Origin of the sequence: Rhodococcus sp. SORGH_AS_0301, assembly GCF_030818285.1 — a bacterium.
In the GTDB taxonomy this organism is placed as follows: domain Bacteria; phylum Actinomycetota; class Actinomycetes; order Mycobacteriales; family Mycobacteriaceae; genus Rhodococcoides.
Window position 1 is genome coordinate 3,717,588 of the sequence record NZ_JAUTAC010000002.1, and the last position, 13,299, is coordinate 3,730,886.

13 protein-coding genes are annotated in these 13,299 nt (G+C 68.0%); 10 read left to right on the forward strand and 3 right to left on the reverse strand.

The genetic code is table 11. From position 1 onward, the window contains the following. Positions 1–33: 33 nt before the first annotated feature. Complete coding sequence (locus tag QE397_RS18190; RefSeq protein WP_307096528.1) at positions 34–837, reverse strand: SDR family NAD(P)-dependent oxidoreductase; 804 nt, start codon at positions 835–837, stop codon at positions 34–36. A gap of 150 nt (positions 838–987) precedes the next feature. On the opposite strand from QE397_RS18190, the gene QE397_RS18195 reads away from it, so the two are divergent. From QE397_RS18195 to QE397_RS18210, 4 genes are all read left to right on the forward strand, one after another. Next, positions 988–1,632: a TetR/AcrR family transcriptional regulator gene (locus QE397_RS18195; RefSeq protein WP_027506507.1), complete on the forward strand. Its 645-nt coding sequence runs from the start codon at positions 988–990 to the stop codon at positions 1,630–1,632. Next, the gene (locus QE397_RS18200) at positions 1,610–2,821 is read left to right on the forward strand and encodes an MFS transporter (protein WP_307096530.1); all 1,212 of its coding nucleotides are present in this window, start codon (positions 1,610–1,612) and stop codon (positions 2,819–2,821) included. Before QE397_RS18195 ends, QE397_RS18200 begins: the two co-directional genes overlap by 23 nt. Then, positions 2,818–3,327, forward strand: coding sequence for a GNAT family N-acetyltransferase (locus QE397_RS18205; protein ID WP_307096532.1), 510 nt, complete (start codon positions 2,818–2,820; stop codon positions 3,325–3,327). The genes QE397_RS18200 and QE397_RS18205 overlap by 4 nt, the downstream gene beginning before the upstream one ends. 116 nt (positions 3,328–3,443) lie before the next feature. Next, positions 3,444–3,845 carry an ASCH domain-containing protein gene (locus tag QE397_RS18210; protein ID WP_027506510.1) on the forward strand — a complete coding sequence of 134 codons (402 nt, stop codon included), beginning with the start codon at positions 3,444–3,446 and terminating at the stop codon, positions 3,843–3,845. A gap of 196 nt (positions 3,846–4,041) precedes the next feature. Here QE397_RS18210 and QE397_RS18215 read toward each other — a convergent pair whose 3' ends face one another. After that, entirely contained in the window at positions 4,042–4,938 is an 897-nt protein-coding gene (locus tag QE397_RS18215; RefSeq protein ID WP_307096535.1) for a hydroxymethylglutaryl-CoA lyase, read from the reverse strand. A gap of 137 nt (positions 4,939–5,075) precedes the next feature. Between QE397_RS18215 and QE397_RS18220 the strand changes: the two genes are divergently transcribed. From QE397_RS18220 to QE397_RS18245, 6 genes are all read left to right on the forward strand, one after another. Beyond that, entirely contained in the window at positions 5,076–5,741 is a 666-nt protein-coding gene (locus QE397_RS18220; protein WP_027506512.1) for a GntR family transcriptional regulator, read from the forward strand. Next, positions 5,738–6,943 (forward strand): CaiB/BaiF CoA-transferase family protein, encoded by a 1,206-nt coding sequence (locus QE397_RS18225; protein ID WP_056443476.1) that lies wholly within the window; start codon positions 5,738–5,740, stop codon positions 6,941–6,943. Before QE397_RS18220 ends, QE397_RS18225 begins: the two co-directional genes overlap by 4 nt. 38 nt (positions 6,944–6,981) lie before the next feature. Then, the gene (locus QE397_RS18230; RefSeq protein ID WP_222633201.1) at positions 6,982–9,036 is read left to right on the forward strand and encodes a hydantoinase/oxoprolinase family protein; all 2,055 of its coding nucleotides are present in this window, start codon (positions 6,982–6,984) and stop codon (positions 9,034–9,036) included. 35 nt (positions 9,037–9,071) lie between these two features. Then, the gene (locus QE397_RS18235) at positions 9,072–10,961 is read left to right on the forward strand and encodes a hydantoinase B/oxoprolinase family protein (RefSeq protein WP_307096537.1); all 1,890 of its coding nucleotides are present in this window, start codon (positions 9,072–9,074) and stop codon (positions 10,959–10,961) included. After that, positions 10,958–11,584, forward strand: coding sequence for an isochorismatase family protein (locus tag QE397_RS18240; protein ID WP_307096539.1), 627 nt, complete (start codon positions 10,958–10,960; stop codon positions 11,582–11,584). The genes QE397_RS18235 and QE397_RS18240 overlap by 4 nt, the downstream gene beginning before the upstream one ends. Before the next feature lie 239 nt (positions 11,585–11,823). Further along, on the forward strand, positions 11,824–11,961 hold the full coding sequence (locus QE397_RS18245) for a hypothetical protein (protein WP_197027823.1): 138 nt from the start codon (positions 11,824–11,826) through the stop codon (positions 11,959–11,961). 58 nt (positions 11,962–12,019) lie between these two features. Here QE397_RS18245 and QE397_RS18250 read toward each other — a convergent pair whose 3' ends face one another. Beyond that, complete coding sequence (locus QE397_RS18250) at positions 12,020–13,258, reverse strand: AGE family epimerase/isomerase (RefSeq protein WP_307096542.1); 1,239 nt, start codon at positions 13,256–13,258, stop codon at positions 12,020–12,022. Positions 13,259–13,299 lie beyond the last annotated feature (41 nt).

Genomic DNA, 13,299 nt, shown 5'->3' on the forward strand with positions numbered 1-13,299 from the left:
GGTGGTCGAGAGCCGTGCTGATGGGGCGGCAGGTCACATGCCCATGCCGCCGTCGACGGGGAGCCCCGCGCCGGTGATGAACTTCGCGGCGTCGGACGACAGGAACACCACGGCGTCCGCCATGTCGTCGACCTGGCCGAGTCGACCGAGGGGCGTCAGTTCCACGACGGTCTGCACTGCCGCCTCGACCGACGGGAACAGGCCGAGTTCCGCGGTGTCGACCGCGAGCTTGTTGCCCATCGCGGTCGGGGTCAGTGCCGGATAGATGCAGTTGACGCGCACGCCGTAGCCGAGCTTCCCCGACTCGGCCGCGGCCACGCGGGTCAGCCGGTCGATACCGGATTTGGTCGCCGAGTAGAGGCTGATGCCCGGGAACGCGATCGTGGCGGCAACCGACGCGATGTTGACCACCGAGCCGCCCTTGCCTGCCTTTCCGCCGGGCCGCATCGCGCGGAATGCATGCTTGACCCCGAGTGCGGTGCCGATGACATTGACCTGCAGCATCGCGGACGCCGCCTCGGCGTCGAGATCGGCGATGAGACTGGTGACCTCGATACCCGCGTTGTTGACGACGATGTCGAGGCCGCCCAGTGCGCCGATGGTCGACTCGACCGCCGCCTCCCAGGCCGCGTCGTCCGTGACGTCGAGCTGGACGAACTCCGCTCTCGCTCCTGTGGCCCGCAGCGCCTCGACCGTCTCCTGACCACCCGCGGCATTGATGTCGGCGATGGCGACGGACGCTCCTGCCGCCGCGAGAGCCTGCGCCATTCCCGCGCCGAGACCCTGCGCACCGCCTGTGACCAGTGCCGTTCGTCCGGTCAGGTCGTAACTCGTCATGTCCGCTCTCCTTGTTCGAAGCGTTCTTCGCGTGGGATCACATCCGCTGTTCGATGTGATGCAGGCAACACTAGGGACAAGTCTTGACAGTCGTCAAGGAAAATCTTGACGACTGTCAAGAGTTCGTCGATGCGGCGGTATGCTTTCCGGGTGACCCAGACCACCGACCCCCGACTTCGCGTCGAGGAGCGCTCTCGAGACAAGTTCGAGGCGCGTCGCAGCGAGCTCGCACTGGCGACTCTCGCTACGTTGGCGGAACTCGGTTACGCCCGCACCAGCCTCCGCGAGATCGCTCAGAACTCCGAGTACTCGCACGGCGTCCTGCACTACTACTTCTCCAACAAGCTCGATCTCATCGCGCATGCCGTGCGGCAGTACGAGGAGATCTGTGTGACGCGGTACGACGACGTCGTCGCCGGGGCCGAGTCCGCGGAGCAGCTGCGACGCTCGTTCACCGAGACCTTCTTCGGCACTCTGCTCGCTGACGCGGCGATCCACCGCCTCTGGTACGACCTGCGCAATCAGAGCCTGTTCGATTCCTCCTTCCGTGCCGACGTCCTCGAGATCGAGTCCCGGCGCGAGGAGATGATCTGGCGCGTCGTCGCCCGGTACTGCGAACTCGTCGGAGCGGCGCCTGTTCTCACGCCTGCCACCGCCTACATCACCATCGACGGCATCTTCCAGCGCGCCCTGCTGAACCAGATCGCCGAGCGCCACCCCGACGTCGACGAGGGCCGGGCTCAACTCGACGCCGTCTTCGACATGGTGACCGGTGGCGTACCCTCCTCCCACTGACGACCGCGCCGCGGATCCGCTCGGCTATCTCGGCATCGTCCGATTACCCGGTGCCGCACGCGCTTTCCTCCCCGCACTGCTCGGCCGCCTGGCCTTCGCGATGGTCGGACTGGTCATCCTGTTGGCGGTGCAGCGTGCCACCGGATCGTTCGCGGTCGCGGGTTCCGCGACGGGTGCGTTCGGTGTCGCCAATGTGGTGGCGTCACCGTATCGGGCACGTCTCGTCGACCGCATCGGTCAGCGGCGAGCCCTCGTCTCGATGGCCGTCGGATTCGCTACGGCCCTGGGCACTCTGGCCGTTCTGACGTACGTCGATGCCCCGGCCTGGTCCCTGGTGCTCGGCAGTCTGGTCACCGGATTCTTCCCTCCCCCACTCGGTGCCTCGATGCGTGTCGTCTGGAGCTCGCTGACGCCGCCGGGGCCGACCCGCACCCGCGCCTACAGTCTCGATGCCGTGAGCGAGGAGTCGATGTTCACCATCGGTCCCCTCCTCGGCGCCACCCTCGTCACCGCCCTGTCCCCGTCGATCGCACTCGCCGCCACGGGATGCGTCGCCGTCGTCGGCACGGTCGGCATGACCACCAGCCGGCACTCGCGCGGACACGGCCCGCGCACGACAGGGACCACTCCCTCGTCGCGCCCACTCCGCCGGCCCGGCTTCGTCGGTGTCCTGACAGCGATGGCAGGGGTCGGGGCCGTCCTGGGAACCGTGGAGATCGCCGCCACAGCCTTCGCCGCGAAGCAGGGAGCCATCGGATCGGCCGGAACGCTTCTCGCGGCGCTCGGAGCCGGAAGTGTCTGCGGTGGACTGCTGTACGGGCTCCGGAGCTGGGCCGGCTCGCTGACCCGTCGACTTCTGACGACGGTCCTGATGATGGCCGTCCTCACCTCCCTGCTGTCGCTGGTCTCGACCACGGTGCCGCTGCACGTCGGACTGTTCCTGTTGGGCTTCTGCATCGCGCCCGCCCTGGTGACGGGGTACCTGCTGTCCGATCACCTCACCACCGCCGACGTGCGCACCGAGGCGTCGAGCTGGATCAACACCGCGGTCAACGCGGGCGCTGCCCTTGCCTCCGCGGGTATCGGCGTGGTGGTCGACTCGCGTTCTCCTGGTACAGGATTCCTGGTCGGCGGTGCTGCGGCGGCTCTCCTCCTCGTCCTGGCAGCGGTCACGAGGCCGCGCTCGTGACCATCGTCGCCGTCACCGCGCGGCTCACGCTGCGCACCTATTCCCCGGACGACGAGCACCGGCTCGACTTCTACACCGATCCCGAGGTCTGCCGGTACCTCATGCACGAGCCGTGGACGGCGGAGGACGCACGGATCGCAGTGCAGAGACGGTGCGAGCGAACGAGTCTCGACACGGGGGCATTGAATGCTCTGGTCGAGCTGAACGGCCGGGTGATCGGCACCGTCTCCGCGTGGTTCGTCGCCGAGGACACTGTCGAACTCGGGTGGACCTTCGCGCGCGACGTCTCCGGCCACGGCTACGCCACCGAAGCGGTGCAGGCAGTGCTCGACGAGGTACTCGCTCTGGACCGGGTCCGGCGCGTCACCGCGGAGATGGACGCGCGCAACGCAGCCTCCGCACGTCTGGCCCAGCGCGTGGGATTACGCGACGAGGAACTGCGCCTGCAGGACTGCTGGTGCAAGGGTGAGTGGACGGACACTCTCGTGTACTCGCTGAGCCGTTGACCTCGACCGGCCTCCGGCCTTCCCGCTGACCGCACAGGTTCTCGTAGGTGTTGCAGCGTCCGCAGCAACCGGGAACGTCCGCGGGAACCCCGACCCGCGTGCGCCATACTCGAGGAATGGCCGACATCGACTCTCTCCCCGTGGCCGAGTTCGCCTTCCCCGGGCCGCTACGCGATGCCCTCGTGTCGGCGATAGGCGCAGGCCGCAAGACGGCGACCACCTCACTGCGGGTGGAGTACGAGAACGAGCCGCTGCCCCGAGTGGGCGAGCGTCACAGGGTGATCGACTCCGGCGGCGCCACTGCCTGCGTCATCGAGATCACCGATGTACGCGTCAGCGCTCTCGGCGACGTCGACGATACGCATGCCGTCGCGGAGGGTGAGGGTCACGCCGACGTCGCCGCATGGCGTGCCGGGCACGAACGGTTCTGGCGATCCGACGAGATGGCAGACACGCTGGCCGGCCTCACCATCGACGACTCGACTCTCGTGGTCCTCGAACGGTTCCGGGTCGTCTGAGCCTCCGGCCTTCCCGCTGAGAAACGGCCGGCCTCCGGCCTTCCCGCTGAGAAACGGCCGGCCTCCGGCCTTCCCGCTGAGAAACGGCCGGCCTCCGGCCTTCCCGCTTGCCTTTCGTGTTCCCGTAGGCGTTGCATCTACCGCGGGAACACGAAACTCCCGCGGGAACACGAGTCACGGCCGTCTTTCCCGCAGGTCACCGCGGAGGAAAGCCACCCGCACGCCCGAGGAACCCCGGCACGTCCTTGCCCAGCGCCGAGCCGAGCCAGGTCGCGGCGTCGACCAGCACGTCCATGCTCACTCCCGTCTCGACGCCGGAGCGGTCGAGCGCGTAGATCAGGTCCTCGGACGCGATGTTCCCGGTGGCGGCGGGTGCGAACGGGCACCCACCGAAGCCGCCGATGCTGGCGTCGAGGGCCTGCGCCCCCGTCTCCAGTGCTGTCAGCGCGTTGGCGTAACCGGTGTTGCGGGTGTTGTGGAAGTGCCAGCGCTGCGGGATGTTCGGAGCGTTACTTGTGGCGAGCTCCGCCAGGCGACGAACCTGCGCCGGCACTCCCACGCCGATGGTGTCGGCGAGGGCGATCTCGGCCGGTGCGCATTCGGCGATCCGCGCGACGAGTTCGCCGACTCGCGCCGGATCCACCTCACCGCTGAACGGGCACCCGAACGATGCGGCGATGGTGACCGTGCCCGGCACGCCCGCAGTACGCGCATCCGTGATGATGTCGTGCGCCGCCGCCACCGCCTCGTCGACGGAGCACCCCTGGTTGCGCCTGCTGAACTCCTCCGTCGCGACGACCACGACGTTGACCTCGTCGACGCCGGCCGCCAGCGCGCGGTCGAGTCCACGTCGATTGAGCACCAACCCGATGTACGAGACGGAGCCGTCACGCGGGACGCCTGCCATGACCTCCTCGGCGCCGGCCATCTGCGGCACCCGCTTCGGGTTCACGAAGCTCACCGCCTCGATGCGCGTGGCACCCGAGGCGACGCTGCGCGTGATCAGTTCGATCTTGTCGTCGACTGAGAGGACAGCGTCCTCGTTCTGCAGTCCGTCACGGGGACCCACCTCGACAAGTTGCACCGCAGTCATGGGCCCATCTTGCGCCGACACCCTGTTGTATGCAATAGCGGATCGGAAACGAGAATTTAACGACGATTACCGGGACACGCCACCGTCATGGGCCTACATTGTGAACAATTCATCATCGACCACAGGGAGTCGCATCCATGGCGAGAGCCGTCGACCGCGTCTACGCGCACATCCGCGACAGCATCGTGTCCGGGACGTATGCGCCCGGTGCACGTCTCGGAGAGGTCGAGATCGCCGAACTCACCGAGACCAGCCGGACACCGGTGCGTGAGGCGCTGCGACAGCTCGAGATGGAGGGACTCGTCGAGGTTCTGCCGCATCGCGGGGCTCGGGTGTACCAGTGGACGGCGGACGACCTCGAGGAGATCTACGACCTGAGGATGACGCTCGAGGCCATGGCCGCGGCACGGGCGGCCTCACGTATCGGCGAGAAGGACATCGACCGACTCGCCGAGCTGTGCGACCTCATGGAAACCGCGGCCGGGGAGGGAGCAGATCAACGCCTGGACCTGATGGCGCAGCTCAACGACGAGTTCCACGCCATCGTGCGCACTGCCGCGGCCAGCACCCGCCTCATCTCGATGCTCGGAGCGGTGATCCAGCTGCCGTTGGTGATGCGCACCTTCCATCGCTATGCCCCCGTCGATCTCGCACGCAGTCACGCCCACCATCGCGACCTGGTCGCGGCTCTGCGCGCCGGCGACGAGACGTGGGCGGACTCGGTGATGCGCGCCCACGTCCGCGCCGCCAAACATGTTCTGCTCCAAGCCCTCACGACCGACGAGACGAAGGAGTCCTCATGAGCGAGGCCCCCACCGGCCCACTGTCCGATCTGCGTGTCGTGGAGATGGGTCAGCTTCTCGCCGGCCCCTTCTGCGGACAGTTGCTGGCCGACTTCGGCGCCGAGGTGATCAAACTCGAGCCGCCCGGCACCGGCGATCCGATGCGCCAGTGGGGTCGGGAGAAGCCGCACGGCAAGTCCCTGTGGTGGCCCGTCGTCGCGCGCGGCAAGAAGTCCGTGACCTGCAACCTGCGCAGCGCCGAGGGTCAGGACCTCGCCCGCCGGATCATCGCGGACGCCGACATCGTGGTGGAGAACTTCCGCCCCGGCACGATGGAGCGTTGGGGCCTCGGGTTCGACGCACTCCGGGAGATCAATCCGCGCCTCATCATGGCCAGGGTCACCGGGTACGGCCAGAACGGCCCCTACGCACCGCGGGCGGGCTTCGGGTCCATCGGCGAGGCCATGGGCGGAATCCGCTACGTCACCGGCAATCCCGAGATGCCGCCGTCTCGTACCGGCATCTCCCTCGGTGATTCACTCGCAGCCGTGTTCGCCACGATCGGCGTCCTCACCGCGCTGCATCACCGGGAGAACACCGGACGGGGGCAACTCGTCGACTCGGCCATCTACGAAGCGGTGCTCGCCATGATGGAATCCCTGCTGCCCGAGTGGGAGATCGGCGGGTACCAGCGTGAGCGGACCGGCTCCGTGCTGCCGAACATCGCGCCCAGCAACGTCTATCCCACCCTGGGCGGCGAGATGATCCTCGTCGCGGCCAACCAGGACTCGGTGTTCGGCCGATTGGTCACCGCGATGGACCGGACCGACCTGATCGAGGACGCCCGCTACCGCGACCACGAGGCGCGCGGGAAGAACATGACCGAGCTCGACGACATCGTCGGGGCCTGGACGTCCGCCCTCGACACCGACACCGTGCTCGACCTCCTGCACGAGGCGGGCGTTCCCGCCGGCCGCATCTACACGGCGCGGGACATGTTCGACGATCCGCACTTCGCCGCGCGCGAGGCCATCGTGCGTCTGGCGCACCCGGACTTCGGCGAGATCCCCATGGCGAACGTCGCACCGAAGCTCAGCGACAGTCCCGGCTCGGTCCGGCACGCCGGACCCGAACTGGGAGAACACAACTCCGACATCTACGGACGACTCCTCGGAGTCACGGAATCCGACCGGGCGGCGCTCGCGGAGCGCGGCATCATCTGACCTTCGCTCCTCTCACCCTCACAGCACGGGAGAACACCATGCGTTATCGACTCGGCGTCGACGTCGGCGGCACCTTCACCGACGTCTTGCTTCTCGAGGAGACGACCGGCACCACCTTCAGAGCCAAGACACCGTCCACCCCTGCGGACCAGTCGATCGGTGTGCTCAACGGCATCGCGAAGGTCTGCGCGGAGGCCGAGATCGAGCCGTCGGAGATCGGGCAGGTTCTGCACGGCACCACGGTCGCGACCAACGCCATCCTGCAGGGACGCGGTGCGCGCGTCGGGCTCGTCACCACGGACGGGTTCCGACAGGTGCTGCAGATCGCGCGCTCCTTCGTCCCGGGCGGGCTCGCGGGGTGGATCATCTGGCCCAAGCCGGAACCGCTCGCGGCGCTCGAGAACACCGTCGAGGTGGTCGGGCGACTGGCTGCCGACGGGTCGGAGATCACTCCTCTCGACGAGGAGCAGGCCCGCGCGCAACTGCGTCGACTGGCCGGTGCGGGCATCGAGGCGCTGACCATCTCGTTGATCAACTCGTATGCGAACGACGCGCACGAGAAGCAGGTCGCGGCCTGGGCGGAGAGCGAACTGCCCGGCATTCCGGTCTCCATCTCGAGCCAGGTGCTTCCCGAGATGCGCGAGTACGAACGCACTCTGACGACGGTGGCCAACAGCTACGTGCAGCCGGAGGTCTCTCGCTACGTGCGGAACCTCGACCGGTCGCTGCAGGAGAAGGGCATCACAGCGCCGCTGTCGATCCTGCGCAGTGACGGTGGCCTGGTGCAGTCGGCCAAGGCGGCCGAGTCACCGGTGTCCCTGCTGCTGTCGGGCCCGGCGGGAGGCGTCACCGGCGCGGTGTGGTTCGCCGAGCAGGCCGGCTACTCCGACTTCCTGACCTTCGACATGGGCGGCACGTCGACGGACGTCGCACTGGTCCTCGGCGGTGAGCCGCGGATCGGTCGTGAGACCAAGGTCGGCGACCTCGCTGTGCGCGCCACCAGTGTGGACGTCCGGACGGTCGGTGCCGGCGGCGGGTCGATCGCCCATGTCCCCGAGCTCACGAAGGCGCTGCGGGTGGGTCCGCAATCCGCGGGAGCCGACCCCGGACCCGCGGCCTACGGCAACGGCGGCACGGAGCCGACGGTGACCGACGCCAACGTCGTGCTGGGGTACCTGCCTGCCGCCCTCGCGGGCGGTGAGGTGAGCCTCGACGTCGACGCGAGCAGGACGGCAGTGGCGACCATCGCCGACGCCATCGGGCTCGGCAGTCCCGAGGAAGCGGCGTCGGGCATCGTCGACATCGTCAATGAGAACATGTTCGGCGCACTCCGACTGGTGAGCGTGCAGCAAGGCTACGACCCCCGCGACTTCGCACTGGTGTCGTTCGGTGGCGCAGGTCCGCTGCACGCCAACGCACTCGGGCGTCTCACCGGCGCGTGGCCTGTCATCGTCCCGCCGTCGCCCGGCGTCCTCTGCGCCTACGGAGACGCCACCACCTGCGTCCGCGACGAGAGCGCTCGCACGATGATCCGTGCGTTCTCCGACACCGACGACGCCGAGCTGCGCACCGCCCTGGCGGAACTCGCGACGTCCGCGGCCGCACGACTGTCGGCCGAGGGCGTGCCCGCGGATCAGCAGACGGCGAAGTACCAGGTGGATCTCCGGTACCAGGGCCAGGGCTTCGAGATCCCCGTGGATCTCGACGCGAGCGCACTCGAGTCCGGCGATCTGCTGTCCACTCTGGGAACGGCATTCGACACCGAGCACGAGCGTCTCTTCTCGTTCCTGTTGAAGAACGAACGCGAGGTCATCAACCTGCGCGTCACGGTCAGCGGGCCGCGACCGGACGTGGCCTTCCAGCCGCTCGAGGAGGGCGGTGCGGATCCGTCGGCCGCACTGGTGTCCACGAACGACGTGTGGATGGACGGCGAGTACGCGAAGGCCGGCATCTACGACCGGGCGAAGTTGCTGGCAGGCAACGTCGTCGAGGGACCCGCCGTGATCACCGAGATGGACTCGACCACGTTGGTCCTCTCCGGTCACGCCGCGACGGTCCATTCCAGCGCCAGCCTTCTCATCGCTCCCCGCTGATCCCCTCTCGCCCGGAACTCATCTCAGGAGACCTGATGGCCACGATCATCGAGACCTCGACCACGCCCTTCACCACGGTTCCCGTGGATCCGATCACGCTCGACATCATCGAGAACGCGCTCCGCAACGCCCGATACGAGATGGACGAGGTGCTCTTCCGTACCGCACTCTCACCCGGTATCCGCGAGCAGCACGACGAGTTCCCGCTCATCGCCGATCCGAGCGGGAAGATGGTCGTCGGGCAGTTCGGTCTGTCCGTGCCCGACTTCCTCGACAATTTCAACGGGACCGTCGGTGAGGGCGACATCCTCCTCACCTCCGATCCGTACGCGTGCGGTGCCGCCATCAGCCACGCCAACGACTGGCTCATCGTGCTGCCGATCTTCCACAGCGGCCGCGTCGTCGGATGGTCGTCGATGTTCGGCCACATGTCCGACGTCGGCGGAAAGACCCCGTCGTCGATGCCCACCGACGCGCACACCATCTTCGAGGAGGGCGTCATCATCCCGCCCTTCAAGCTGTACAGCGAGGGGCAGCTCAACGAGACCGCGCTCGACATCATCCTCAACCAGGTCCGCAAGCCCGACTGGAACAGAGCCGATCTCAACGGTCTCGTCGCCGCGTGTTCGACGGCGTCCCGGCGCATCGTCGAGTTGTGCGACAGATTCGGTGTCGACGTCTACCTGTCCGCCCTCGACGCACTGCTGGACCGCAACTACCAGGCGATGAAGGTGCTGCTCGCGATGCTCTTCGTCGACGGTGAGACCATCGAGTTCAACGACTTCATCTGCGACGACGGATGTGGTTACGGACCTTACGAACTCGCGATCACACTGACCCGGCACGGCGAGAAGATCCACCTCGACTTCAGCAAGGCGGCGCCGCAGGCGGTCGGTCCGATCAACTACTTCATCAACGAGAACCTCGTCCGGATGTTCTTCGGGATCTACGTCATCACCGTGGCGGATCCGCAGATCCTCTGGAACGACGGCTTCTATCCGCTGATCGACGTCACCATTCCCGAGGACTCGTTCTGGAAACCGCGCTATCCCGCAGCGCTCAACGGCCGCAACCACGGCATCGGGCGGGTGTTCGACCTCTTCGGTGGGCTCCTGGGCAAGAACAATCCCGACATCCTCAACGCCGCCGGGTTCTCGTCGTCACCCCACTTCATGTACTCGGGCCACTACGACGGCGGACCGCGAGACGGTGAGTGGTTCCAGCTGTACTCCATCGGTTTCGGTGGCATCCCCGGCCGACCGATGGGTGACGGTCCGGACGGACATTCGCTGTGGCCGTCGTTCGTCAACATCCCCTGCGAGTACCTGGAGTCGTACTACCCGCTGCGCATCGAGCGGTGGGAGACGGTCACCGACACGGGCGGCGCCGGTCTGCATCGCGGCGGCAACGGCGTGGACGTGGCCTACTACTTCGAGGAGCCGGGCACCATCGCGATCCACGACGATCGCTGGCTCACCTATCCGTGGGGTGTGAACGGCGGCAAACCCGGTGCACGCGGACGCAAGTGGCTGATCCGCGCGTCGGGTGAGACGGAGATCCTCCCCAGCAAGATTCACGACGTCGAGGTGTCGCGGGGCGATGTGCTGCACTTCGTGACGTGGGGTGGCGGCGGCTGGGGCGACCCGCTGACGCGCGATCCCGAGCTGGTGGCGCTCGAGGTGCGTCGCGGCCTCGTCAGCGCGGACGGTGCCCTGACCGGTTACGGCGTCGTCTGCGACGCGGACGGTGTCATCGATGCCGACGCATCCGCGGGCCGACGCGAGAGCATGGCAGCCGAGCGGGGCGAGATCGAGGTGTTCGACAAGGGTCCGTCCCTGGAGGTCATCCTCGAACGGTGCAAGGAGGAGACCGGTCTGCCGGCGCCGCGTCCGCCCGTCAACGTACGGAAGGCGGTGCGTGCGTGACGGACACGCTCGGGTCGTATCGCGAGTCGGGTTTCGCCGGCGATCTCGGACCGGGGCGCAGCGCGGCGGTACTGGTGGTCGACGTCGTGCAGGCGTACCTCGTCGACGGGTCGCCCCTGCGCGCTCCCGTGGAGGACGCCGTCGCCGCTGCCGCGACTCTCGTCGCGGCAGCCCGCGACGCCGGGGTACCGGTCGTGTTCACTCGCGTGAGCTATCAGGTCGGCGGCGCCGACGGTGGGCTGTTCATGCGGAAGATCCCGGCGCTGAGCGTGTTCGAGGAGGGCTCGGAGCTCGGCGACTTCCCGGCGGCCCCGCGGCCCGCCGCGGGCGAGACCGTCGTGACGAAGCAGTACGCGAGTGCCTTCTTCGGCACGTCGCTCGCCGCGACCCTCACCGCACGCGGTGTCGACACCCTCTACATCTGCGGCCTGACCACCAGTGGCTGCATCCGCGCCAGCGCCACCGACGCTCTGCAACACGGATTCCGGCCACTCGTGGTCGCGGACGCATGCGGTGATCGGGAGGCGGGGATGCACGAGTCGAACCTGCTCGACCTGCGGGCGAAGTACGCGGACGTTCTCACCCTCGACGAGGCAATGGGGCACTGGGGACGGTCCGGATGACTGCGTCACATCCACGGCACTCGTCGTTGCCACCACGGCATCGATCGCGGTCGCTCCGATTCGACTGTCGCCGAGCGTAAGCGAGTATCGAGGGTGTCGACGGCGACCGCGAGGCGATGAGCGCGCCGCCCGCCGTTGTGCAGCAGCCCGGCGAGACGCGCCCGAGCATCGGTCGGAAGGTCACCGTCACACATCGGACACCCCGTGGGGCCGGTCCATTCCCATGCACGTGACACGGGGTGGGCGCCACCGCGAGCGACGCGCCGTTCCGTGCGCTCGACGTGGTCACGCCACTCGTCGAGGTACCGGAGCGCCGCGCCATCGCGCCGCGGTCGAGAGGGACGGTGCCGGCGAATTCCCTCGTCGGCGGTACGTGATGCCATGTCGATCCCGATGCAGTAGGGGAACCGTGCGACGACGCGCACGGGCATCGGGTCACCGTGGATCGAGCATACCGCCGCTCAGCACCGCCGCAAGGCTCGATCCCGTGGGATACCGACTGATCCACACCGCCTGGGCTGCGTGGTAGATGTCGGGCTTCCCGCCCCACACACTCGTCGCCACGGCGTTGTGCTCGTCGAGTTCGTGGTGCCACGATCCGCGCGCTCGGTCGACGTAGCAGTCGGCTGCGTGATCCCACCACGCGCGATAGTCGTTCTCGTACCGCCCTTCTCCGGTCCACCGCAGCAGGGTCGCGGCGGCGGCGATCGCCTCGCACAGCACCCAGTGCAATCGCTGGGTCACGACGGGCCGGCCGGTCCAGTCGGTCGTGTAGACGAAGCCGGGCGTCGACCCTTCCTGCCATCCGTCGGCAGCGGCGCGCCGATACAGCGATCGAGCGACGTCCACGTGGTCGTGGCCGCGCGCGCTGGTGGCCACGAGGGAGACCTGCAGCATCAGGCGCGACCACTCGAAACCGTGACCGACCGTCGCACCGTAGGGCTTGAACTGATCGGCCGGACTGTCGGAGTTGTACTCCAGCAGCGGTTCCCACTCGGTGGTGAAGTGTTCGGGGATGCGCCAGTCGTTGGCCTCGGACCACTCGATGACGCTGTCGCAGATGCGAGCGGCCCGCTCGCGCCACACCGTGGGGGCGCCGGCGTCCACTGCCGCGAGCATCGCCTCCACCATGTGCATGTTCGCGTTGATCCCGCGATAGTCGTCCAGTTCCGACCAGTCGGCGTTCCAGGTGTCCACGCACATGCCACTGCGGTCGTCCCAGAACCGGGCATCGACGACGGCGAGTGCCTCGGCGAGCAGTGCAGTTCCGCGAGGGTGACCCGCCGCGGTGGCCGTCGACGCCGCGAGAACGACGAAGGCGTGCGTGTAGGCCGACTTGGTCGCGTCGTCGGTCGACTCGACCCAGCCGTCGTGTCGGTCGTCGCGCAGCACCGTCAGGAGTCCGTCGAACAGTCGGTCGGCTCTGCGGCGAGAGCCCGGATGCCCGAGCAGCGCACCGAGGTACTGCACGTGCACCATGCGCGCGGTGATCCAGGTGAACACCGGCCGCGTCAGGTCCGGCTCGCCCGTGTCGTCGAGCCACGCCGCGCCTCCCGACGGGTGATCGAGAGTGCGGCCGAAGTCGAGCAACCGGGCGGATTCGCCGTCGAGCCACGACCTGTGGGACGGAAGCGTCGGCCAGGAGGGACCCGCAGGCATCTCGTTCGAGGACACCGCGTCACCCTACGAGACCGTCGGCGCCTCCCGGCTCGGAA